Raw genomic sequence first — 21,375 nt, forward strand, 5'->3', positions numbered from 1 at the left:
TCGAGGGTGGCCTGCGCGGCCTTGGTGGCGGCGGCGACCGTCAGGTGCGTGGACTGGGTGGTGTTCTGGTCCGACACCGCGGCGGCGGGCGCGGCGGCCTGGGCGGCGGGGGTGGCGCTGGCCGAGACCGTGCCGAGGGCGCCGAAGGCGACGGCGGCGACGAGGGCGCCGCCGGCCACGAGCGCGCCGCCACCGATGAGGCGGCTGCGGTGCGAGGTCTTGTTGTCGTGCTGCATGAGGGTCAACTCCCTTATGTACGGGGCGGTCGATGCCCCTCTGGTTCGGGAGGCGGAGCTCCGGTCGTTCCCGGTACCTGCCGTCCCGCTCTGCCCTCAATCCTCGTCCTGGACAAGGACCCCACCCGTCGACGTACCGGGTGCATGCGACAGGCGGAACGGCCGACAGCGGGGTCAACCGATTGGTTGACCCTCGTGGACACCGGGGTGAGCGACAATGCCCCGGCGCGGGGCGCGGGGCGCGGGGCGCGGGGCGCATGGCGCGGGAGGGTGGCGTGGTGTGGCCATCCGTCGTACCGCTGGGCGGCGTCCCGGCGTCCCGGCGTCCCGGCGGACCGGGACGTCGGCGGCCGTGCTCAGGCGCGGCGGACCCGCCAGAGCCAGGCAGCCGTGCCGGCGACCAGGGCGAGCGCTGCCAGGTTGGCCAGGAAGGCGGGGGCGCCTGCCGGGATGACACCTGACAGGTTCACGGTGATGATCACGGCGCTCGGCAGGATGGCGGTCAGCAGTACGCCGGTGGTCTTCTGAACGGCGGCCCAGTACACCGAGGTGCAGAGAAGGACCGCGCCGGTGATGCGGAACAGGACGCCGAACAGCGGTCCGGGAAGGTCGGGGAAGACCATCACGAAGGGCAGCGAGAGGGTGAGCATCAGCAGCGGGACCAGGGGGTGCACCTTGCCGCGCCGGACAGGTGCGCCCATACCGCCGTGGACCGAGGCTCCGGTGGCCTCGTGGCCCGCCTCGGCCAGCGCCGTCGCCGCGATCGTGCGGGGGTCTCCCAGTTCCGAGAGGATCTCGCCTATCGCGGCGTCGGGGCGCTCGGTGCGCGTCACCTCGATGTGTTCGGCGAGGTCGGCGAGGAGTTCCTGGCGACGGTCGGCGGGGAGTGCGGAGCCCTCGCGCTCGACGGCGGAGAGATAGTCGCGTACGGGGTCGGCAGAAGTCTTCATGCGGGGTCTCCGGTGGAGTCGTGTGGGGTGGCCAGGAAGGCGTCGACGGCGTTGCGGAAGCCGGGCCAGACGCGGGTGAACTCATCGAGCGCGGCCCGGCCGCTGTCGGTGAGCGCGTAGTAGCGACGGGGTGGTCCGGAGGCTGATTCCTGCCAGGTGGTGGTCACCAGGTCGTCGCGGCGGAGCCGGGAGAGCAGCGGGTAGACCGTGCCCTGGCTGGTGGCCAGGGCGCCGGAGTCCTCCAGGGCCTGGAGGAGTTCCACGCCGTAGCGGGGGCGGTCCCGCATCAGGGCGAGTACGCAGTACTCCAGGACGCCCTTGCGCAGCTGGGCGGCTGCCCGGGCCTGCTTGGTCGAATCACCTGGTTCCATGCGATGCAAGATACCTGGTGGAGCAAGTGAAAGGGAAGCGGCAGTTCCTTTCCGGGGAGGGGGCTGGGGGCGGTGCGAGCGGGGCAGACGTTGGATCGGTGCGTGCGGCGTCGCTGTGCTTCCGGCGCCGACACGTCGGTCTCAAGAAGGCGCACCCGCGCTCGCGTTGGCCAACGCCGACCGTTCCACACCGGGCGAGGGGGCTGCCGACCCGATCGGATGCTGCGTGGCTCCCAGGTCGGGATAGGACCCGTCGGGCTGCTTGCCCATGAGCCTTCCGGCCTTGGTGAGGAGGGCCCGCAGTTCAGCCGGGTGCTCCGCCTTGCGCCAGGTGTGGTCGTTGGTGGGCCTGGTCAGGTCGAACTCCGTCAGGATCCAGACGTGGCGGGTGCCGGGCACTCCTGGGTAGACACGGTCGACCCGCCAGGCGTTGTGCGCCATCCAAGTGACCGTGACCTGGCGGCCTATGGAAGTGCCGAGCTTCGGCGGCCGCTGCTGCCGCGTATGACCCGCGCGGCCGCGATCGTGACCGAGCAGGCTCTTGAGGCGCTGGTACCTGGCATCGTCGTCGTAGAGCGCCGCGGTCTGCCACGTGGTAGGGGAGTTCAGCAGGACGACGCCCTGTCCCTTGGCCATCGCCGGCCGGGGCTCGGCCCAAGTGAAGGCGAATGCCAGGGCCAACACGCCGACGATGGCGACCAGTTCACGTAAACCACGCATGGGACCCCCCAAGCCGTTCGCCTGCGGCCGTCCGCAGGCGCTGTCTCTTCTGGTACACCGCTCGGCCGGCCGGGGTTCCCACTTTTCCCGGACGGATTCGGCCGGACGAATTCGCTGGAAGGGCGGTTGGGCGGGGCGGGAGCGCGTCCTGTGCGGGCAGGTCTCAAGTCGCGGCGTAGAGCGGAACGTACGCGCATCGTTTCGGCCCCGCCCGAAACCAGGCGCGCCCGCGAGACCCCCCGGAACACGCTCTGGGTTGTAGGGCGACGCGCATGGCACGCCCTCGCACACGACCGACAGGGGGAGTGCACGGGATGCGTACGGCAGAAAGCAGAGCGAGCCGGATACTGGGCCTGCTGCTCGTGCCCGGACTGCTGTCATCGGCACTCGTACTCACCGCATGCACAACCACGGAGCATGCCCCGGGGCCCCGGGAGACAAGGGAACTGACGGTCACCGAACGCGCGCTGGTGCGGCAGGCGGAAGAAGAACTGGTACGGCGTTGCATGGCCGCGAAGGGATTCCGGTACTGGCCCGTTTCCGTGCCCGACCCCGAGGCGCTGCGCGATTTCGAGTACGTCGTCGACGATGCCTCCTGGGCCCGTAAGCACGGGTATGGCCCGGAGGCACCCAAGGGCGGCGGCGCCAACGAGACCTACCGGGCCGGCCTTCCCCTCGCCGAGCGGAAGCGCTACGAGAGAGCTCTGGACGGCACCGGCCGACGCTCTCTGCGTGACACGCTGCCCACCGGCCAGACTGTGGAGAGTTCGGCCGATGGCTGCTCGGCCACGGCCGAACAGAAGCTGTACGGCGATCGCGCCGTCTGGTTCCACGCACGTGTCATCGCTGACAACCTCGCATCCCTCTACCGGGAGAAGGTGCTGACGCACCCTCGCTACCGAAGCGCCGAACGCGCGTGGTCCACCTGCATGCGAGAACGAGGATTCCGTCACTCCTCTCCCGGCCAGGCCCGGGAACAGGCGCTCACCAAGAAGCGAAGCGCCGCAGAGAACCGTACAGCCGTAGCCGAGGCGCACTGCGCCCACAGCACCCGGCTGGCAAAGACGGTGAAGGAACTGGACCGCACCCTCGGCGCCCCCGCGCGGAAGCGCTACGGCGAAGAGATCGGCACCCGCAACCGACTGCGCCTCCAAGCACTTTCAAAGGCTCGCGCCATCAGCGCCGCCCGCCGCTGACCGAACAGCCGCCGGCGCCCACGAGTTTCCGCAGCCCACCGCTGTGGATATCGGTGCCCTTCTCGCGTGCTCCGCACTGAAGGGCACAGCAAACCAGGCAACACGGAACACGGAAAGCAATCCAAAAGGAGAAGAGCATGCGCAAGGCACAACTCGCTCTCGTCGGCCTGGGCGTCGCCGCCCTCACCGGCTCGGGAGCAGTCGCCGCCCAAGCCACTCCCACCGCCGCTCCGGCCCGCGCCGCAGTGGTCGACTCAAACGTGGACGCCCAGGTCAGGAACTGCAACAGCGTGAACCGGAACACCGGTTACGTGCACGCCTGGACGAAGCCCAAGTGCCAGGGCTACCACGGACGTAAGAGGGGCAACGACAGTAACTACAGCTCGAGCATCGACGACAAAGCCACCTCAGTCGTCAACTCCGGCTGGAAGCACCAGAACGACACCGTGAAGTTCTACACGAAGACGAAGTACCGGGGCGACAGGTTCTGCCTCAATCGCGGTGACCAGATCAGCACGCTGAAGAAGTTCAACGACAGGATCTCCTCCCACCGCTGGGTGAATGGCTGCTGACACAGCCCGCCCACGCCACCGTGTCCCCGGCCCTCCTCGACCGGGGGCACGGTGGCGTGGATGCACGAAGTACCCGACACCACAGGCGTTCTTCGCTCTGCCGGCGGCCGCGAGGGTGCCCTTGGTGGCCTGTGGCCCGGTCCCCGTTCAATCTTTCAACCTCGGCAAATGGCCATGGAGGTCGGAGAGCTGTAGTCGGTCGCATCGAAGGCCGCGGTCCTGATCGGCGACTGCATCAGGTCGAAGCTCACCTCGAGCTCGAACTGGGCCGGGTCCCATCCGGCCGGCATATCGAGGCCGCCCTGGTGACGGGGCGAAGAGCGGGAACGTACTGCGTCGCTTGTCGGCATCACGACCACAACGCATGCGGCACCACCGCCGACTCGACCTCGTCCACGAGCCCGAATGTGACGGGCGGCCGAGACCGACGGACAGGAACCAGGGGATCCCGCGAGCGGCGATTGCCTCCGGCGGATCAATCCTCACCCTTTGACGGCTTCCACGACTTGGAGGGCGGCCTGGGCAGGTGTGAGGTGAGTGGTGTCGATCACCTCGGCCTCATCGTGCAGCCAGGTGCGGGCCGCCTCGGCGTAGGGCTCGAGGTATCTGAGACGGAACGGGGAGTCGGGGCCGAGCACGGTGTCGCCCGCGATGCGCCCGCGGAGGGTGGCCTGGTCGGCGTGGAGGACGAAGTGCCGTACCGGAATGGAATGGTGGGCGAGGCCCGCGCTGATCTCGCGCCAGTACTCCTCGACCAGGACAGTCATGGGCACCACCAGAGTGCCGCCGGTGTAGTCGAGTACGCGGCGGGCGGTCTCGACCACGAGCGGCCGCCACGGGGGCCAGTGCTGGAAGTTGTCCGTCGCGGGCAGCCCCGGCGTGATGTCCATGAGCGTCTCGCCGACCTTCTCGGCGTCGAACACCCGGGAATCCGGAAGCAGTTGCTGCACGAGTGCACTGGTCGTCGTCTTGCCTGCTCCGTGCGTGCCGTTGAGCCAAACAATCATGGCGTCGAGATTAGTGGCGCACGGGCCGCAGCCGATGATTGTCACGTCACGGAACCGGCACGGTCGGCGCGTTGAAACGCAGATGCTGGAAGATCAAGCGGCCGTGCCGGGAACAGGCGGTCGGGCCGACACTGTTGCATCGGCCGAGGGACCGGGCCCCGGTACCGCGCCACGCCCGTCGTACCCATGATCACGACGTAATTTCTGCAGGAGGACTTTCATGACCGACCGGCCCTTGACGCTGATGGCAGTGCACGCTCACCCCGACGACGAGGCCACCGGGACCGGAGGGGTCCTCGCGCGGTACGCGGCGGAAGGCATCCGCACGGTTCTCGTGACCTGTACCGACGGCGGTTGCGGTGACGGGCCGGGGGGTGTCAAGCCGGGCGATCCGGGGCACGATCCGGCGGCTGTCGCCTCGATGCGCAGTCAGGAGCTTCAGGCGAGCTGTGACGTCTTGAAGGTCAGCGACCTGGTGACGCTGGACTACGCCGACTCCGGGATGACGGGCTGGCCGAGCAACGACGCCCCCGGGTCCTTCTGGCAGACCCCCGTGGAGGAAGGTGCCGCCCGGCTCGCGGAACTGATGCGGCACTACCGGCCCGATGTGGTCGTCACCTACGACGAGAACGGCTTCTACGGCCACCCCGACCACATCCAGGCCCACCGCATCACGATGGCGGCGCTGGAGCTGACCGAGCTGACCCCGAAGGTGTACTGGACGACGATGCCCCGCTCGGGGATGCGGCGGTTCGGGGAGATCATGCGTGAGTTCCACCCGGACATGCCGGAGCCGGATCCCGCCGAGGCCGCCGCGATGGCGGAGATCGGCCTCCCCGACGATGAGATCACCACGTGGGTGGACACCACCGCCTTCAGCGACCAGAAGTTCGATGCGCTGGCCGCGCACGCCAGCCAGGGCGAGAACATCTTCTTCCTCAAGATGGGCAAGGAGCGGTTCGGCGAGCTGATGGGCATGGAGACCTTCGTACGGGTCAAGGACGCCACCGGCGCTGCCGTACCCGAGAACGATCTCTTCGCAGGACTGCGCTGATCCTCCCCTTGTGACCTTTGACCTTGTGACCTTGTGACCGGCCGGGGCGCGGAAGGGTCCCCCCCCGTTCGTGCCCCGGCCGGAGCAGGCCGACCGGTTGCGCCGCCGCCGATGAGTTTCTCCGTCCGCCTCCGTCCTACCTGGCGACCACTGAGGAACAGGAGGCATGGGATGAGCAGGACCACACGCATCACACAAGTGGCCACGGTCGGGATACACGTCACCGATCAGCAGAAGGCACTCGAGTTCTACGCCGGTGAGCTCGGCTTCGAAGTGCGCCGGGACGTGCCCTTCGGTGACGGGCGCTGGATCGAGGTGGCACCGCCCGGGGCGACGACGACGGTCGCGCTCGTCCCCGAAGGGGCGCCGGCCGGCATTCGCCTCCCGACCCGGGACGCCGACACCGACCACGCGGAGTTGCGCGCACGCGACGTCGACGTGGATGCGCAGATCATGAGGATGGGGCCCGCGGTGCCGCCCATGTTCGGCGTGCGTGACCCGGACGGCAACAACCTCATCCTCATCGAAAGCTCCTGAAGGCGGTATCCGTGATGGACAAGCAGTTCACTGCGACCCTGCAGAAGAGCCCGAACAAGGGCGGCTGGACCTACGTCGTGTGGCCCGAGGCGGCTGAGTTCTTCGGCACCCGGGGCTTGGTGAAGGTCCGGGGCACGATCGACGGTCATCCGTTCCGGAGTTCGTTCATGGCCTTGGGGGACGGCAGACACAAGCTGCCTGTCAAGGCGGACGTGCGCAGAGCGATCGGCAAGGAAGAAGGGGACACCGTGACCGTCCGTCTGGAGGGGCGGGTGGACACCTGACGTCCGCGCCCGTAACGACTGCCCCTGCTGCTGTGGCGCACCGACTGAACTGATCTCTCAGTCGGTGCGCCTCTGCATGCGCGCGGCACGCCCCGCGAGGGTGGCAGGAAGCCGGGCCCGCTCCGCACGCCTGCCCTTCCTGCGACGCTCCATTGTGGAGATCGCACAATCCCCTGCTTCCGAATCGGTTGACTCCTTTCCTGATTTCCCTTCCCAGCGCTGGGAGGCTCTCTGGGAGAGCAAGCAAGGTGCTATGTAGCATCCACACAATCCGAGGAGGCTCGTGTGACCCGCAACGGTCGAGTGCTGGTGACGGGCGTCGGCGCGATGACGCCCCTGGGGGCCGATGTGCCGGCATCGTGGTCGGGGCTGCTGGACGGCAAGTCGGGGGTGCGTTTCCTGGCGGAGGAGTGGGCCGCGGACCTGCCCGTGCACGTCGCGGCCGGGCTCACGGTGGACCCCGCCTCCCTGCTTCCGAGGGCCGAGGCCAGGAAGCTGGACCGTGGTGAGCAGGTCGCCGTCCTCAGTGCCCGCGAAGCCTGGCAGGACGCCGGTGCTCCGCAGGTCGAGCCGGAACGCCTGGCCGTCGTCATCGGTACGGGGACCGGCGGTGTCCTCACCACGCTGGGGCAGGACGACATCTTCGAACGCGCCGGGGTCCGCCGCCTGTCGCCGTTCGCGGTCCCCATGCTGATGCCCAACGGACCTGCTGCCTGGGTGAGCATGGATCTGGGTGCGAAGGGCGGTGCCAGGACTCCGGTGAGTGCCTGTGCGTCCGGGGCGGAGGCTCTCTCCCTGGGGCAGGATCTGATCCGCAGCGGGCGGGTGGACGTGGTCGTCGCTGGTGGCGTGGAGGCGTGTCTGCACCCCTTCACCATCGCGGCGTTCGCCCAGATGAAGGCCCTGTCGACGCAGTCCGTGGACCCGGAGTCCGTGTCCCGGCCGTTCGACGTCAAGCGCTCCGGGTTCGTCATGGGCGAGGGTGCGGGGGTGATGGTGCTCGAACGCGCAGAGTTCGCCCGCGCCCGCGGAGCGCGTGCCCACGGCACGCTGGCCGGCAGTGCCGTGAGTTCGAGCGCGGACCACATCACCGCCTCCGACGCCGAAGGCCAGGCCTTCGCCATGGAACTGGCGCTGCGCGACGCCGGTTTGGCCCCGGCGGACATCGGGATCGTGCACGCCCACGCCACCTCGACGGAGTCCGGTGACCTGGCCGAGGCAGCGGCGATCGGCCGGGCGGTCGGCAGCCATGCCGCGGTGACGGCGACGAAGTCGATGACGGGTCACATGATGGGCGCCTCCGGAACGGTCGGTGCCATGGCCGCTCTGTTCGCGCTCAAGGACGGCACGGTGCCGGCCACGCGCAACCTCGACGAGCTCGACCCGCGCGTGGAACTGGACGTGGTGTGCGGTGAGCGGCGCACCGGTCAGTGGTCCGCCGCGCTGGCCAACTCGTTCGGGTTCGGCGGACACAACGTCAGCCTCGTCTTCACCAAGTGACATCGAGAACTGGACCGTTGGCACCGTCACCCGCCCTGGGGGCGTTGGCGCCGTCACCTGCACCTGGGCCGTCAGTGCCGTCACTGGGTCGTTGGCGCCGTCACCTGGACCGTTGCCCCCTGTCCCCCTTGTTGCCGACGGGCTCAGGGACTTGATGGGAGGTCGATTTCTTCACGGGTGCTTTACATAAGCTCCACAGTAGTGGCATGGTCATGCCCTGCATGGCGCCAGGTGGGGGCTTGGGCGCCGATGCCGTCGGGGGTGGGGGCGTTGTCACGGACATCAGCACCAAGGTCATTACGGTTCTGGTCCCGGTCACGAAGCAGGCGGCGCCGTCCACTTGGATCGCGCGCACTGATCCTGGTGGCTCTGACCGCGGTGGTAGCGGCCCTGCTCCCGCTGTTGAGCAGCCTGGAGACGGACGCGACCGCGGACGGCGGCGCCCTGCCGCGACCCGGCCCCACCGCACCGCCTCCGGCGCCGCATCACGCCGACGCGCCCGCCTCCGCGAAGGTGGCGGCCGCGCCCACACTGCCGCGTGACGGCTGGACCGTGACGGCCAGTGATGAGGAGACCGCCGCCGAGAACGGCCGCGCCGTCAACGTCCTGGACGGCAACGTCAGCACCATCTGGCACAGCAAGTGGTCGGGCACGGCCGCGCCCCTGCCGCATTCGATCACGCTTGACATGCATCGCACCGCGGTCGTCTCCGCGCTCGTCTACCAGCCGCGCAGCGGCAGTGCGAACGGCCGCGTGGGAGAGTACGTCATCCACCTCAGCGCCGACGGCACCACCTGGGGCGCCGCGGTGGCCACCGGGACCCTCGCCGACGACGCCACGGTCAAGACGATCAGCTTCGCGCCCCAGGGCGCCCGCTACATCCGTCTGACGGCCCGTACCGAGGCGGGAAACCGCGGCCCGTGGACCTCTGCCGCCGAACTCAACCTCCTGGGCGATCCCGGCACTCCGGCCCAGACCGTGGACCTCGCGCGCGACGGGTGGACCGCCACCGCGAGCGACGAGGAGACCGCCTCCGAGAACGGCCGCGCCGTCAACGTCCTGGACGGCGACCCCGCCACCATGTGGCACAGCAAGTGGTCGGGCACTCCCGCGCCGTTGCCGCACACCCTGACCATCGACATGAAGACCGCCCGGCCCGTCTCCGCCCTCAGCTACCAGCCGCGCCGCACGGGAGTCAACGGCCGCATCGGCGCGTACACCGTCACCACCAGCACCGACGGCACCACGTTCGGCGCCCCGGTGGCCTCGGGCACATGGCGGGACGACGACACCGTCAAGGGAGCGACCTTCACCCGTACCGTCACTGCCCGCTACGTCCGGCTCACCGCGACCAGCGAAGCAGGAGGCCGCGGGCCCTGGTCGTCCGCGGCCGAGCTGCGCCTGGCCGGCCCCGCCGCCCCCGCCGTGCACGGCAGTTGGGGCAAGGCGACCGGTTTCCCGCTCGTACCCGTGGCCACCGCCGTGCTGCCCAACAACAAACTCCTGGCGTGGTCCGCGTACGGAGTCGACCGCTTCGGCGGCAGCAACGGCTACACCCAGACCGCGCTCCTCGACCTGACGACCGGTCAGGTCACCCAGCGCCGCGTGGAGAACACCGAGCACGACATGTTCTGCCCCGGCACCGCCGTCCTCGCCGACGGCCGCGTCCTGGTCACCGGCGGCAGCAACGCCGAACGAGCCAGCATCTACGACCCGGCCACCGACGCCTGGACGTCCACCACCGACATGACCATCGCCCGCGGCTACCAGGCCATGACACTGCTCTCCACCGGCGACGCCTTCGTCCTGGGCGGTTCCTGGAGCGGCGGCAACGGCGGCAAGGACGGCGAGGTCTGGTCACCGGGCACCGGCGCCTGGCGCAAACTCCCCGGCGTGCCCGTCACCGGCACCATGACCGGCGATCCCGCAGGGCCCTACCGCGCCGACAACCACCAGTGGCTGTACGCGACTTCGGGCGGACGCGTCCTGCACCTGGGGCCGAGCAAGCAGATGAACCTGATCTCCACCTCCGGCGACGGCAGCATCACCGCCGTCGGCAACCGTTCCGACAGCGACGACGCGATGAACGGCAACGCCGTCGCGTACGACATCGGCAAACTGCTCACCCTCGGCGGCGCCACCGCCTACGAGAACACCACGGCCACCCGCCGCGCCTATACGGTCGACGTGGGCGACGGCACCCCGGTGAGCGCACGCACCGGTGACATGGCCCACGCACGGGCCTTCGCCAACAGCGTCGTCATGCCCGACGGGAAGGTCGCCGTGTTCGGCGGCCAGTCCTACCCGGTGCCCTTCAGCGACGCCACATCCGCGATGACACCCGAGATCTGGGACCCGGCCACCGGCACCTTCACGCGCATGGCGACCATGGCCGTACCGCGCAACTACCACAGCGTCGCCAACCTCCTGCCCGACGGGCGGATCTTCACCGGAGGCGGCGGGCTGTGCGGCGACTGCGCCACGAACCACCCCGACGGCGCGATCTTCACCCCGCCCTATCTCCTCAACGCCGACGGTACGGAGAAGGCCCGGCCCGCCCTGACCGGCACCACACCGACGCGCGTCGCCCACGGAGCGAAGATCCCGGTCACGACCGACAAGACAGTGACGTCCTTCGTCCTCGTCCGCTCCGGCGTGGCCACGCACTCCACCGACAACGACCAGCGCCGCGTACCGCTGCAGTCCCGCCAGACCGCGGACAGGGCCTACGAGTTGACCATCCCCTCCGACCCCGGAACGGCTCTGCCCGGCAGCTACATGCTGTTCGCCCTGGACGCCCAGGGGGTGCCGAGCAAGGCGCGCCTGCTCACCGTGAGGTGAGGCCGCCCCGGCAGCCGTTCTGCCCGGCTGGGGGCGGGCCGTGCGGAACGGGACGCGGGATGCTCCCGTACGGAGCCGAGTGACCGGATGCCCATCGCCCGCAATTCGCCCTGCAGGGAGGCCCGTTCGGCTCTTGCGGGTGGTGTACGGGACTGCGCACGCTGACAGCGCGGAGCATGCGCCTGTGTCCGTGCGGCGGCGCTTGCACGGCGGGTGTCTGCTCTGCTTCCACGGCTTCTACGACGACGCAGGAGTGATCACGATGGAAGCCAAGCAGTGGACGGTCCAGATCTATATCTCCGAAGAGGGGGACGACACGCACGCACGCGCCGTCCTGACAGCCGGGGACATGACCAGCATCAGCGGAAGGGGAGAAGCGCGGCGCAACCCGATCGACCGGCCGGTACCGGAGATCGGCGATGAACTCGCCGTGAGCCGCGCATTGGAGGATCTCGCCATACGGCTGCACGACGTCGCCTCCGATGACATCGTCCAGCTGACCGGGCCCGTACAGCCGTCCCGCCCAGGAAGCACGGGGACCGCGGGCAGTGCTTGAACCCGGCTTCGAGCGGTGGTGGGCCGGCGCCCTCGCCTGACCCGCGCTGGGGCGAGCCCTGTCTGTGACACGTGCACGCGGGCAGCCGCACATCAGAGGAGAAGGGGAAAGTCGCCATGGGCTACGACCGCACCATCCGGCTGGAGAGTGATTTCACCGCCACGGTGAAGGCCGTCCGTGAGGCCCTGGCCGAGCAGGGCTTCGGCGTCCTCACCGAGATCGACGTCACTGCCACGCTGAAGACGAAACTCGGCCACGACATGGAGGACTACCTGATCCTCGGTGCCTGCAACCCTCCGCTCGCCCACCAGGCCCTTGAGGCCGACCGCACAGTCGGCCTGCTCCTGCCGTGCAACGTCGTCGTACGCGCCGACGGCGACACGACCGTCGTGCAGGCCCTCGACCCGGCCGCCATGGTCACCCTCACCGGCCTTCCCGCCCTGGAGCCCGTCGCCGCCGAAGCCACCCGCCGTCTGGACGCCGCACTGGCCTCCCTCACCTGACCACCCGCGTCCCAGGTGCGGCCACGGGGCCGGTTCTGTCCCGTGATGATGTCCGGGGCCAGGTCCTCGACCTGCTCGCAGGAGGCGCGGTCACGGCGAGTGAGGTGCACGGTACGGCCGCAGGGGCGAGCTGCTTCGGCACGGACACCGCAGCGGCTTCAAGGGTCAGGCCGCGGCCGTGTCGAGGAAGGTCAGGACAGCCTTCGCCGGACGGCGGGGCGTGTGCGTCGTCCAGTTGGTGTGGCCGAGCCGCAGGATCATCTGCGGCAACTGTCCGGACGGGATCATGCCGCGTACCCGGGTGCGGAACTGCGGGATCTTCAGGGCCTGGGTGTGGAATCCGGCCGCTACTTGGTGCCCGGCGCGTACAACAGGACGCGCTGTAGTGCCTGCCCCGCCCGGAGCCAGTCCTGCACAGTGTCGTGCGGGGTGTTGAGTACGGCCACAAGGCCCGTGCGCGAAGGCCAGGTCCACGGCTCGGCCACTGGTGCGGCCACGGGCCCAGGCGGCGAAGTCGCGCTCCGCGAGCAGTGTGGAGTCGGGGTGGCACGGGCTGGCCTCGGCGGGCACCCCGTCCAGGCGGTCCTCGGGGCTGGACCCGGTCCAGCGGGCCAGTTCAACCCTGTGGGCGGCGCTTGAGTGCTGGTATGTCTCGGCCTCGTGGGCCACGGCGGCCAGCTGCGTCAGTTCCGGCTGGCCGGTGAGAGGGAAGAGCTCGGCGCCTTCGGCCCGTGCGTGCCGGCGCAGGTCGTCGATCAGTGTCGCCGGGAGCGGCGTGGGCTGGAACGGGCCCCGGTGGGTGCGGCGTTGGCGCATCGCGTGGTGCATCAGCTCTTCGCCGGGCGTGGGCCTGGCGTGCGCTCCCCAGCTCACCTGGGCCAGGAGGCCGGGCAGGCGGGGGTCGGGGTGGGGGCGCAGGGCCGGCTGGAAGCCGAGGCGGAAATTCTGGGCGGGGCGGATCCTGCGCGGCGCGGTCGACCGTCTCTCCGAGCGGTATCCGCAAGTGCACATCAGCGCCGAGCAGATACCAGGACCACCGGTCCCGGCGCTGGTGACCGCCGCGGAGGACGCGGAACTCCTGGTCCTCGGACACCTGGGGCCCGGCGGACTCACCGCCGCCTTCGCTGGTTCCATGGCAATGACAGTGATGGCCCAGGTACGGCGGCCGGTCGTGCTGGTGCGCGCCGGCTGGAACATCGCGCACGAACAGCCGCCCCGCGCCGAAGAGCAGCCTCCGGACCGGGCGCCGCACAAGGACGTTGGGGGCCAGGCGCCGCACAAGGACGTGCTGCTCGCCCTCGATCCGCACCAGGGCCGCGAGGAGTTGCTCGGTTTCGCCTTCGACGCGGCTCACCGCCGAGGAGCGCCGCTGTCGATCCTGTATGCCTGGCACCTCGCACACGGCCAGGTCGGCACGCATCCGGCCCGGATGGAGCTGGCCCGGCAGGACGCCGAGTGGGCGCTGGCCGCGATGACAGGCCCCTGAGGGGAGAAGTGCCCGACGGTGGAGGTACGGGCCGTCGCACAGCAGGGCCGCCCGGCGCACGCGCTGGTACGTGCGGCCGGGGAGGCCGGCCTGGTGATCGTCGGCCGGCGCGTCCGCCGCTCGGCGGTCGGGAGCCACGTGGGCAGGGTCACGCACTCGGTGCTCCGCCACGTGCCGTGCTCGATCGTCGTCGTGGCGCACGAGTGCGGCACTCCCGTGCCTCGCGTCTGCACTCAGGAAGGACCGGCGTACAACTGCACGTGAGGGAGGACGAGATGAGTGGCATGATCGAGCGGCTGCCGGGCTGGCCGCCCGCGCTGTCCGACCTGTTCGGCTGGATGGAGGCGGGCGTACCCGGGCTGCACACGGTGCCGGGACTGCACGGCATCCGCATTGAGGAAGTCCTGACGGACGGGATGTACATCCTGCGGGCCGAACTCCCGGGGATCGACCCGGCCAAGGACGTCGAACTGACCATCAGCGAGGGCGTGCTGACGCTGCGCGCCGAGCGCAGCACGCAGACCACCGACAGGCGCCACACCGAGTTCCGTTACGGCACCTTCGCCCGCTCGGTCCCGCTGCCGGCCGGGGCGCGCGGCGACGACGCGACGGCGGACTACAAGGATGGCGTGCTGACCATCACGGTCCCGGTGCCGGAGACGAAGACCGGTACGAGGACCATTCCGGTGCGGCAGGGCTGAGTACGGTCGGCTGCTTGCGCACACACCAGCCCGCGTGCCCGGACGATTCGGGCACGCGGGCGCTCGCGCCGTTCCGGTCCTCACGGGGGGGGCAGGCCGGGAAGAACAGGCGCGAGGAGGTGACGATCACTTTGCCGATCAGGGGTTCTTGCGCTGGTTCGCCTGGAAGCGCGCCTTCTTCTGCCGGTTCCCGCAGGTGTTCATGTCGCACCATCTGCGGGTGCGGCTCCGGCTGGTGTCGAAGAAGGCGGCTCGGCAGGTCGGTGAGGCGCACAGGGCCAGTCTTCCGTCTCGTTCGCCCGCGATGATGCTGATCGCGTCGGCGGCGATCACGCCGAGGGCATCTTCCACGCAGGAAGCCGGGTCGAGCCGCCATCGCCGCTGGCCCTCGGGTGTCAGGACAGCCGCGGCCCGGCCTTGAGCGCTGCAGTCATTGATGACGTGGACCGCAGATGCGGGGAGAGCGTCCTGGGTCGCGGCGGCTGTCGCGGCGGCGTGAATCGACTCCCTCAGTTCCCGGGCGCGGTCCAGCTGGGCGGTGGTGCAGGAGTCCACGTCGAGGCCGTTGACCGCCAGCCAGTCGATGAGTCGCTGCGGCACGGGAATGCGCTCCACGGCGTCGCCATGACGCTCCGACAGTGTCCCGGTGAAGCTGGTCGCCAGCACGGAACCGAGGCGGAAGTCAGGGAAGCCGGAGCGCATGGAACCACCATAGCTGGTTGCGCTTCGGCATGAAAACACGCTAGAACCGTCTTAGCCGGTTCGCTACGGTCGTGGCCGGTTCCGCGATGGCCAGGAGGTCTCATGCCCCGTCCAACCGCCGACGTGCAAGCATTTGAAGCCCACGCAAGCGACGCCGACCTCGACGATCTGCGCGCGCGACTGGCCGCGGCGCGGCTGCCGGAGGCCGAGACGACGGCCCCTCGCGCGGCGCCCGGCCCGCGCCGGTGGGAACAGGGTGTTCCGCTCGCCGACCTCGTCGATGTCGTGAACTACTGGCGCACCGGGTACGACTGGCGTCCGTTCGAAGAACGCCTCAACCGGATCGGCCAGTTCCGTACGGCCATTGACGGTCTGGGAATCCACTTCCTGCACCGCCGGTCCGCGCGCGCGGACGCCACTCCGCTGATCTTGACGCATGGCTGGCCTGACAGCGTGGCCCGGTTCATCGATGTGGTGGACGAGTTGGCGGATCCGAAGGACGCGGACGCGCCGGCGTTCCATGTCGTGGTCCCGTCGCTGCCCGGCTTCGGTTACAGCGACAAGCCGGCCACCACCGGGTGGGGCACCGAGAAGATCGCGGCCGCATGGGTGGAACTGATGGGAAGGCTCGGCTACGACCAGTTCGCGGCCCACGGCGGCGACTGGGGAGGCAATATCACCACGGTTCTCGGCGGCAGGTTCCCGGCGCACGTTCTCGGCATCCACACCACGTTCGCGGAGGGGCCGCCCGGGCTTGCGACGGACGGGCTGACTGCGGTCGAGCGCGAATGGGCCGAGGACACCCGCGACTTCTGGCGCCGCCGTGCGGCGTACGCGAAGCAGCAGGCGACCCGGCCGCAGACCATCGGCTACTCGCTCGTCGACTCACCGGTCGGGCTGCTCGCCTGGATCCTCGACAAGTTCGCCGAGTGGTCGGACACCGAGGACAGCCCGTTCGAGACGATTTCCCGCGACCGCGTCCTCGACGACGTCACCTTGTACTGGCTGACGCGGACCGGTGCGTCGGCGGCCCGCATCTACTACGAGAGCCACAACTCGCTCGACCCCGAACTCCGGGTCGACGTCCCGTCGGCGATCACTGCCTACCCCCGCGACGTCGAGAAGTGCCCGCGCCCCTGGGCACAGGAGCGCTACCGGCAGATCGTCCGCTGGAGCGAGCCCGGAACAGGGGGACACTTCCCGTCCCTCGAGGTCCCCGAGTACTTCGTCAAGGACCTGCGAGAAGGCCTCGCGGCCGTGCTGGCCGCCCACCGGCGATCGCCCTCCGCGCGATGTTGAAAGGCTGGTGAACGCGCGTTGACCGGCCGTCAAGGGAACATTGATCACTGCTTCGTAGCGTTCCTGGCGCATCGATCACCGATCAACGGCGAGATGGAGTAGGCGTGTTGTTCCGTACGCGAGGCAGGGGAAAGGCTTCTTCCTTATACGCCGGGGCCGGTACGCCCCGGCGGCGGTCCGCGGTCCTGGCCGCAGGGCTCGTGACCGCGTCCGTGGTGGCGCTGGGTACGGCTTCGGCGGCGTCACAGGGAGCGGGGGAGTCGACGAAGGCCGCCGCACCGGCGGCCGCGTCGCCCGACTCGGAGCGTGAGCGCCGGCAGCCGCCGCAGGACAGGCGCGATGGCCCGGGGGACCCCGGAGCGGAGCCGGGGAAGCTGAACACCGACTACCTGATCAATGAGGTGTCGCCGGCGCAGTTCAGGGGTTACTGGTACCAGTCCCACATCAATGGAGTCAGCGTCACGTGGGTGGCGCCCTCGGGGCGGGATCCGTACGACGGCTGGGACTGGATCGAGATCCTGGACAGCAACGGCAAGCGCGTCACCTGGGACTGGGCCTGTGGCAACGCCAACTGTGGCGCGTACGGCTCGACCCTGATCGATGCGAAGCTGGAGAAGGGCGCGGAGTACAAGGCCCTCTACTACAGCGACGGGGGCCGGGTCACCAAGGGCCAGCTGCGTGCCGAGTTCGAGTTCTGGGCCTGACATGGGGGGCTCGGAAGAGATGATGCGTCAGGCTGAAAGGGCCGAACGGGGCCCGGTGCGGCGGCGGTTGGTCAGCACCGCCGTGGTGGTCGCGGTCCTCGCGGGCACGCTGGGCGCGGCAGGTACGGACACTCACGGCGCCCCGGCCAGGACCACGGCGGACCACAGCGCCCGGGCCGAGGCGCAGCCCCAGGAGCAGGCGCGGCCGAGGGCGGTGACAAACGACGAGGAGTTCGCGGAACTGTATACCCGCACGGTCGGGGCCCTGCGCAACGCGATGCTGGGGGAGGAGAGCACCCATCGGCCCGGTGCCGGCCACCTGATCGAGAACCCCGACCCCACCGCCATGCAGTCGATCTACCTCGGACGGTTCAGCGAGGACGAGTTCACCCAGGGCCGTATGGTCCGAGGCGTCTTCCGCAGGTCCGACAGCTATCTGCTGGGAATCTACGTGGAGAACAGGGACGCGACCAGCCGCGTCTTCTACACGTTCACCGAGCAGCGGGACGGCCGCACGGTCGACATGGTCCCGCGCAACGTGTACCAGGGCGTGCGCCGGGAGCACTTCGGCTGGGGCGTCAACTACCGCGGTCTGCCCCGCGTCACCGTCAGCAGAAGCCGACTGCGGGACGCGGTGCGCGACATCCACCGTCACGACCCGGACACGAGCACCCACACGCTGGAGAACGCGGTCAACGTCCTGGCCGTGTCCCTGGCCGAAGGGGCGAGGTTCCAGGCGATCCCCGCGCAGATCGCCCAGGCGATTCGTGGCGGCAGGCAATGGACCGTGGGCAACCATTCGGACGAGATCACAAGCTGGGACCAGGGGTCCCAGGCCGTCCTCCGGGCGCGCGCCGCCGACCCGAGCGGCAACGGCGAGGTGTGGCAGCAGCGCCGTGAAGTCCGCTGGAACGGGGCCTGGGTGTTCCTCAGCGCCCTTGATCTGGCCCGTCGGCTCTACCTGATCAAGCCACCGGCGAAGAAGCCCTGACGCAGGGGGCGTTGACCGACAGCGGCCACCGCCGTGCTCCGTCTCGTCTGCGAGGTGGAGCACGGCGGAGGGGTGCACTTGAAGGTGCTGCGGTGGCCTGCTCACCGCTCCAGGGGCTTGTGCGCGGTCTCCGGCAGGCGTGCGTACACCGTTGCGGACACGAGGCACAGCACGGCCATGTACACCGGGAACAGCCCTGCCTGCCCGACGTCCTTGAACAGCGTCCCGATATACGGCGCCGTACCCCCGAAGAGGGCGACGGTCAGAGAGTACGGAAACCCGATTCCCGCGGCGCGCACCCGCGCGGGGAAGATCTCGGCGTTCACGGCCGCGGAGACCGCCGTGAATCCGCTGAGGAGCACCATGCCCGCGCACTGCACGAGCAGCAACGTGAGGAACGAGCCGTCGAGGGCACGCAGCAGCGGCACGCTCAGCAGGGCGAAGCCAAGGCCGAACATCAGCAGCAGCGGCTTGCGTCCGAAGCGGTCGGACGCCATGCCCGCCAGCGGCTGGAGCACAGCGAAGAACGTCAGCGAGATCGTGCCCGCCAGCAGCGCGTCGGCTTTGGCCACACCCGTGTTGAGTTCGGCGTACGTCGGCAGGTACGAGGTCCACGTGTAGTACGCGATCGTTCCGCCGGCGGTGATTCCGCAGATCAGCAGTGAGGCACGGGGATGGCGGCGCAGGGCCTCGAACAGCCCGGGACGGGGCGCGTTCGCCTGTTCCTCACTGCGCGTCTCGTGTGCTCCGCGCCGGATCCAGAACCCGACCAGGCTCAGCACCGCGCCCAGCAGGAACGGCACACGCCAGCCCCAGCTGTCCATGGCGCCGGACGCGAGATTGGCGACAAGCAGCGCCGCGACACCGGAAGCCGCGAGCTGTCCGACGGTGGTCGACACGTACTGGAAGCTGGAGAAGAGGCCGCGCCGCCCGGGGCTGGCCGACTCCACGAGGAAAGTCGTCGACGCCGCGAACTCCCCGCCCACGGACAGCCCTTGCAGCAGTCGCGCGAAGACCAGGATCACCGGGGCCAGAATCCCGGCGGCGGCATACGTCGGTGTGAGCCCCACCAGCAGGCTGCTCCCGCCCATCAGCAGAATGGTCACGGTCAGCGCCGCCCGCCGTCCGTGCCGGTCGGCCACGACCCCCATCACCAGGCCGCCGACGGGCCGCATGAAGAATCCCACCGCGAAGACGGCGAACGTCGACAGCAGCGGGACCAGTGAACTCTCGGAATTCTCGGGGAAGATCTGCGCGGCGATGTACGTGGCCAGAAAGGTGTACGCGTACCAGTCGTACCATTCCACGGCATTGCCGACAGAGGCGGCGAGCAGCTGCCGGGTCGGCCGTCCGGGCGGGGCGGTGGACGTGATCGTTTCTGTCATGTCCAGGACCCTTCCACGCAACTCCCCTGCTCACGCCCCGGTTTGCGTAATCAGCGAGGGGGCCAGCCAGCGGTTGAGGAGGGCGCGGAGTCGGGCTTCGTCCTGCGGTGCGTCGTTCGGGTGCTGGAGCAGCGACGTCAGGAGTCGCAGGATGATCTCGGCGAGGCCGTTGAGGTCGTCTTCGCCGATGCCGGCGGCGGCCCAGTCGACGGGGAAGCGCTCCAGCATCTTGGCGCCGTAGGCGATGGCGTCCTTGGTGGTGGCGCCGCGGCCGAAGGCGGTGGTGTCGCCGAGTTGAAGCAGCAGGCTCACCCGTGGCTCGGCGGGAATGGTCCGTACGCAGAAGACCATGCCTTCGACCACGGCTTCGGCCGGATCGGTGATCCCTTGCAGATGCGCGATCATCAGCTCGACGAATGACTCGGCCCCCTGGGCCGCCACTTCTGCGACGATGTCGCTGATGCGGCCGAAGTGGCGGTAGACGGTCTGGCGGGTGACGCCGAGCTCGCCCGCGACGTCGGACAGGGTCGTCTTCGTGACGCCGTGCCTGTCGATGCAGCGGGCGGTCGCGTCGATGATGCGCTGCCGGGCCTCCGCGTCCGAAGCGGGAGGCCGGCCTCCCCAGCCGTGGTGCCCCATGGCCTCAGGATCGCACAGGCTCCTCGGCCCGTTGGAACCTGGTCGCGCGCAGTGCGGCCACGATGAGCCCGGTCGCGGCGACGGTGCACAGCGCGGTGTACCACAGGCTGCCGACCGGGGTGCCCTGCTCGGTGACGCCGTCGACCGCCGCGAAGTGCGCCGGCAGGGCGGTCAGCCAGAGGACGACGTGAACGCCGAGGTACAGCGCCGGATACGTCCGCGCGAACAGCGGTGACGCCACCGGGCCCTGATCCGTGCGCCGCGCGCGCCAGGCGTCGACGAGAAGGTACAGGCCGACGATCCAGACCAGGGCGAGCTCGGCGCCGAGGACGGCCCGCTGGACACCGAGCTGGTCCCCACCGCGGAAGACGTTGCTCGGCACGCCCGCGACCGCCATCGCCACCGGTGCCAGGGCACCGGCGGCGACGGTGCGCAGACCGATCTGACGGCCGGTGAGCGGGCCCCGGCCGTCCTTCGGGCCGACGAACCGGACGGTGAAGTAGGTCATCGCGCCGAAGGAGACCGAGGCGAACAGGTACATGCTGTTCATCGGGACCGAGGCGAGCGCCGGTTCGTTGATCATTTCGTTGCCCGGGTTCCAGGCCCACCACTTCAGCTGGGGTCCGAGCTGATCGAAGATCTCGTAGAAGACCTGGCAGACGAACGCGACCGCCAGCGAACCGGACAGGGCCCCGCGGCGGGTGAAGACGCCGAGGGCGCGGACCAGTTCGTAGGCGAGCTGGGACAGCGCCGGGTAGAAGGCCACGATGTACAGCGGCAGCCGGTCGTACATGAACTGCACGGTGAACACGTTGTGGGAGAAGATGAGCCCGACGTGTTCCTCCAGGCCGAACCAGGCGGGGAAGTAGAGCGGCGGCTCGATCACCGCCAGGTAGACGACCGAGGCGAACCACAACGAGATGCTGACCGGGTCGCCGTCGCGCCGCCATCGCCGCCACGCATGGACGAGGGCGAACGCCGCGCCGCCGATGATGAGCAGTTCGAGGAACACCATGGTGGCGTTCTCGAGACCCAACGGGTTGCGGAAGTCCACGACGGGGTGGGCGTCATGACAGGAGAAGCCGAGCTTGTCCGCGAGGCGTTCGGCCGCGGAGTCGCATGAATAGCTCATACCTTGCTC

Annotated in this window: 24 protein-coding genes and 1 pseudogene; 15 read left to right on the forward strand and 10 right to left on the reverse strand. The window is 69.6% G+C overall.

Annotated features, from left to right (window positions below):
• The 4 genes and pseudogenes from ACFQVC_RS32055 to ACFQVC_RS32070 all read right to left on the reverse strand — a co-directional run.
• Window positions 1–236 (reverse strand): annotated as a pseudogene (locus ACFQVC_RS32055) (heme-binding protein); the annotation flags it as partial.
• Window positions 237–592: 356 nt separating this feature from the next.
• A complete protein-coding gene (locus ACFQVC_RS32060; RefSeq protein WP_381837207.1) occupies window positions 593–1,186 on the reverse strand; it encodes an HAAS signaling domain-containing protein in 594 nt (197 codons plus the stop codon).
• Window positions 1,183–1,557, reverse strand: a complete 375-nt coding sequence (locus tag ACFQVC_RS32065) for a PadR family transcriptional regulator (protein WP_381837209.1) — start codon at window positions 1,555–1,557, stop codon at window positions 1,183–1,185. Before ACFQVC_RS32065 ends, ACFQVC_RS32060 begins: the two co-directional genes overlap by 4 nt.
• Window positions 1,558–1,698: 141 nt before the next feature.
• Window positions 1,699–2,277: a hypothetical protein gene (locus tag ACFQVC_RS32070; RefSeq protein WP_381837211.1), complete on the reverse strand. Its 579-nt coding sequence runs from the start codon at window positions 2,275–2,277 to the stop codon at window positions 1,699–1,701.
• Window positions 2,278–2,639: 362 nt separating this feature from the next.
• Here ACFQVC_RS32070 and ACFQVC_RS32075 point away from each other — a divergent pair, with 362 nt between their 5' ends.
• Together ACFQVC_RS32075 and ACFQVC_RS32080 are read left to right on the forward strand one after the other, a co-directional pair.
• Window positions 2,640–3,473 (forward strand): hypothetical protein, encoded by an 834-nt coding sequence (locus ACFQVC_RS32075; protein ID WP_381837213.1) that lies wholly within the window; start codon window positions 2,640–2,642, stop codon window positions 3,471–3,473.
• A 137-nt stretch (window positions 3,474–3,610) separates the two neighbouring features.
• Window positions 3,611–4,045, forward strand: a complete 435-nt coding sequence (locus tag ACFQVC_RS32080; RefSeq protein WP_381837215.1) for a peptidase inhibitor family I36 protein — start codon at window positions 3,611–3,613, stop codon at window positions 4,043–4,045.
• 482 nt (window positions 4,046–4,527) lie between these two features.
• Here ACFQVC_RS32080 and ACFQVC_RS32085 read toward each other — a convergent pair whose 3' ends face one another.
• Window positions 4,528–5,052, reverse strand: a complete 525-nt coding sequence (locus ACFQVC_RS32085; protein WP_381837217.1) for an AAA family ATPase — start codon at window positions 5,050–5,052, stop codon at window positions 4,528–4,530.
• Between the two features lie 220 nt (window positions 5,053–5,272).
• On the opposite strand from ACFQVC_RS32085, the gene ACFQVC_RS32090 reads away from it, so the two are divergent.
• From ACFQVC_RS32090 to ACFQVC_RS32120, 7 genes are all read left to right on the forward strand, one after another.
• Window positions 5,273–6,106 (forward strand): PIG-L family deacetylase, encoded by an 834-nt coding sequence (locus ACFQVC_RS32090; RefSeq protein ID WP_381837219.1) that lies wholly within the window; start codon window positions 5,273–5,275, stop codon window positions 6,104–6,106.
• 171 nt (window positions 6,107–6,277) lie between these two features.
• Complete coding sequence (locus ACFQVC_RS32095; protein WP_381837221.1) at window positions 6,278–6,643, forward strand: VOC family protein; 366 nt, start codon at window positions 6,278–6,280, stop codon at window positions 6,641–6,643.
• Between the two features lie 14 nt (window positions 6,644–6,657).
• Window positions 6,658–6,927 carry a DUF1905 domain-containing protein gene (locus ACFQVC_RS32100; protein WP_381837560.1) on the forward strand — a complete coding sequence of 90 codons (270 nt, stop codon included), beginning with the start codon at window positions 6,658–6,660 and terminating at the stop codon, window positions 6,925–6,927.
• Window positions 6,928–7,212: 285 nt separating this feature from the next.
• Entirely contained in the window at window positions 7,213–8,427 is a 1,215-nt protein-coding gene (locus tag ACFQVC_RS32105) for a beta-ketoacyl-[acyl-carrier-protein] synthase family protein (protein ID WP_381837223.1), read from the forward strand.
• A gap of 363 nt (window positions 8,428–8,790) precedes the next feature.
• Complete coding sequence (locus tag ACFQVC_RS32110; protein WP_381837225.1) at window positions 8,791–11,268, forward strand: discoidin domain-containing protein; 2,478 nt, start codon at window positions 8,791–8,793, stop codon at window positions 11,266–11,268.
• 184 nt (window positions 11,269–11,452) lie between these two features.
• The gene (locus tag ACFQVC_RS32115; RefSeq protein ID WP_381837227.1) at window positions 11,453–11,824 is read left to right on the forward strand and encodes a DUF1876 domain-containing protein; all 372 of its coding nucleotides are present in this window, start codon (window positions 11,453–11,455) and stop codon (window positions 11,822–11,824) included.
• Window positions 11,825–11,940: 116 nt separating this feature from the next.
• Window positions 11,941–12,327, forward strand: coding sequence for a DUF302 domain-containing protein (locus tag ACFQVC_RS32120; protein ID WP_381837229.1), 387 nt, complete (start codon window positions 11,941–11,943; stop codon window positions 12,325–12,327).
• Between the two features lie 165 nt (window positions 12,328–12,492).
• Here the strand turns inward: ACFQVC_RS32120 and ACFQVC_RS32125 are convergent, their stop codons facing one another.
• Entirely contained in the window at window positions 12,493–13,338 is an 846-nt protein-coding gene (locus ACFQVC_RS32125; protein WP_381837231.1) for a hypothetical protein, read from the reverse strand.
• Here ACFQVC_RS32125 and ACFQVC_RS32130 point away from each other — a divergent pair.
• Genes ACFQVC_RS32130 through ACFQVC_RS32140 form a run of 3 tightly spaced genes read left to right on the forward strand, consistent with a single transcriptional unit; the run spans window position 13,331 to window position 14,514 of the window.
• Complete coding sequence (locus tag ACFQVC_RS32130) at window positions 13,331–13,813, forward strand: universal stress protein (RefSeq protein WP_381837233.1); 483 nt, start codon at window positions 13,331–13,333, stop codon at window positions 13,811–13,813. The two genes, ACFQVC_RS32125 and ACFQVC_RS32130, sit on opposite strands and share 8 nt — an antisense overlap.
• Window positions 13,814–13,831: 18 nt before the next feature.
• Window positions 13,832–14,077 carry a universal stress protein gene (locus ACFQVC_RS32135; protein WP_381837235.1) on the forward strand — a complete coding sequence of 82 codons (246 nt, stop codon included), beginning with the start codon at window positions 13,832–13,834 and terminating at the stop codon, window positions 14,075–14,077.
• Between the two features lie 11 nt (window positions 14,078–14,088).
• Window positions 14,089–14,514, forward strand: a complete 426-nt coding sequence (locus tag ACFQVC_RS32140; protein ID WP_381837237.1) for an Hsp20/alpha crystallin family protein — start codon at window positions 14,089–14,091, stop codon at window positions 14,512–14,514.
• Between the two features lie 138 nt (window positions 14,515–14,652).
• Here ACFQVC_RS32140 and ACFQVC_RS32145 read toward each other — a convergent pair whose 3' ends face one another.
• Window positions 14,653–15,216 (reverse strand): CGNR zinc finger domain-containing protein, encoded by a 564-nt coding sequence (locus ACFQVC_RS32145; protein WP_381837239.1) that lies wholly within the window; start codon window positions 15,214–15,216, stop codon window positions 14,653–14,655.
• Window positions 15,217–15,318: 102 nt separating this feature from the next.
• On the opposite strand from ACFQVC_RS32145, the gene ACFQVC_RS32150 reads away from it, so the two are divergent.
• The 3 genes from ACFQVC_RS32150 to ACFQVC_RS32160 all read left to right on the forward strand — a co-directional run bounded on the left by ACFQVC_RS32150 (window position 15,319) and on the right by ACFQVC_RS32160 (window position 18,210).
• Window positions 15,319–16,515, forward strand: coding sequence for an epoxide hydrolase family protein (locus tag ACFQVC_RS32150; RefSeq protein WP_381837241.1), 1,197 nt, complete (start codon window positions 15,319–15,321; stop codon window positions 16,513–16,515).
• Between the two features lie 200 nt (window positions 16,516–16,715).
• On the forward strand, window positions 16,716–17,219 hold the full coding sequence (locus ACFQVC_RS32155; protein ID WP_381837243.1) for a hypothetical protein: 504 nt from the start codon (window positions 16,716–16,718) through the stop codon (window positions 17,217–17,219).
• A gap of 22 nt (window positions 17,220–17,241) precedes the next feature.
• Window positions 17,242–18,210 carry a ribosome-inactivating family protein gene (locus ACFQVC_RS32160; RefSeq protein ID WP_381837245.1) on the forward strand — a complete coding sequence of 323 codons (969 nt, stop codon included), beginning with the start codon at window positions 17,242–17,244 and terminating at the stop codon, window positions 18,208–18,210.
• Between the two features lie 101 nt (window positions 18,211–18,311).
• On the opposite strand, the gene ACFQVC_RS32165 is transcribed toward ACFQVC_RS32160, so the two are convergent.
• From ACFQVC_RS32165 to ACFQVC_RS32175, 3 genes are read right to left on the reverse strand one after another with little or no spacing between them, the layout of a single operon-like run.
• Entirely contained in the window at window positions 18,312–19,595 is a 1,284-nt protein-coding gene (locus ACFQVC_RS32165) for an MFS transporter (protein WP_381837246.1), read from the reverse strand.
• Between the two features lie 30 nt (window positions 19,596–19,625).
• Complete coding sequence (locus ACFQVC_RS32170; protein ID WP_381837248.1) at window positions 19,626–20,234, reverse strand: TetR/AcrR family transcriptional regulator; 609 nt, start codon at window positions 20,232–20,234, stop codon at window positions 19,626–19,628.
• Between the two features lie 4 nt (window positions 20,235–20,238).
• On the reverse strand, window positions 20,239–21,366 hold the full coding sequence (locus ACFQVC_RS32175; RefSeq protein WP_381837250.1) for a hypothetical protein: 1,128 nt from the start codon (window positions 21,364–21,366) through the stop codon (window positions 20,239–20,241).
• Between the last annotated feature and the right edge of the window lie 9 nt (window positions 21,367–21,375).

The sequence above is a fragment of the Streptomyces monticola genome (assembly GCF_042665355.1).
GTDB classification, from domain to species: Bacteria; Actinomycetota; Actinomycetes; order Streptomycetales; family Streptomycetaceae; genus Streptomyces; species Streptomyces monticola.

Coding starts and splice junctions, on each gene's coding strand:
- ACFQVC_RS32060 (WP_381837207.1), bottom strand. CDS start 1,186: ATGAAGACTTCTGCCGACCCCGTACGCGACTATCTCTCCGCCGTCGAG.
- ACFQVC_RS32065 (WP_381837209.1), bottom strand. CDS start 1,557: ATGGAACCAGGTGATTCGACCAAGCAGGCCCGGGCAGCCGCCCAGCTG.
- ACFQVC_RS32070 (WP_381837211.1), bottom strand. CDS start 2,277: ATGCGTGGTTTACGTGAACTGGTCGCCATCGTCGGCGTGTTGGCCCTG.
- ACFQVC_RS32080 (WP_381837215.1), top strand. CDS start 3,611: ATGCGCAAGGCACAACTCGCTCTCGTCGGCCTGGGCGTCGCCGCCCTC.
- ACFQVC_RS32085 (WP_381837217.1), bottom strand. CDS start 5,052: ATGATTGTTTGGCTCAACGGCACGCACGGAGCAGGCAAGACGACGACC.
- ACFQVC_RS32090 (WP_381837219.1), top strand. CDS start 5,273: ATGACCGACCGGCCCTTGACGCTGATGGCAGTGCACGCTCACCCCGAC.
- ACFQVC_RS32095 (WP_381837221.1), top strand. CDS start 6,278: ATGAGCAGGACCACACGCATCACACAAGTGGCCACGGTCGGGATACAC.
- ACFQVC_RS32100 (WP_381837560.1), top strand. CDS start 6,658: ATGGACAAGCAGTTCACTGCGACCCTGCAGAAGAGCCCGAACAAGGGC.
- ACFQVC_RS32120 (WP_381837229.1), top strand. CDS start 11,941: ATGGGCTACGACCGCACCATCCGGCTGGAGAGTGATTTCACCGCCACG.
- ACFQVC_RS32125 (WP_381837231.1), bottom strand. CDS start 13,338: ATGTGCACTTGCGGATACCGCTCGGAGAGACGGTCGACCGCGCCGCGC.
- ACFQVC_RS32140 (WP_381837237.1), top strand. CDS start 14,089: ATGAGTGGCATGATCGAGCGGCTGCCGGGCTGGCCGCCCGCGCTGTCC.
- ACFQVC_RS32145 (WP_381837239.1), bottom strand. CDS start 15,216: ATGCGCTCCGGCTTCCCTGACTTCCGCCTCGGTTCCGTGCTGGCGACC.
- ACFQVC_RS32150 (WP_381837241.1), top strand. CDS start 15,319: ATGCCCCGTCCAACCGCCGACGTGCAAGCATTTGAAGCCCACGCAAGC.
- ACFQVC_RS32160 (WP_381837245.1), top strand. CDS start 17,242: ATGCGTCAGGCTGAAAGGGCCGAACGGGGCCCGGTGCGGCGGCGGTTG.
- ACFQVC_RS32165 (WP_381837246.1), bottom strand. CDS start 19,595: ATGACAGAAACGATCACGTCCACCGCCCCGCCCGGACGGCCGACCCGG.
- ACFQVC_RS32170 (WP_381837248.1), bottom strand. CDS start 20,234: ATGGGGCACCACGGCTGGGGAGGCCGGCCTCCCGCTTCGGACGCGGAG.
- ACFQVC_RS32175 (WP_381837250.1), bottom strand. CDS start 21,366: ATGAGCTATTCATGCGACTCCGCGGCCGAACGCCTCGCGGACAAGCTC.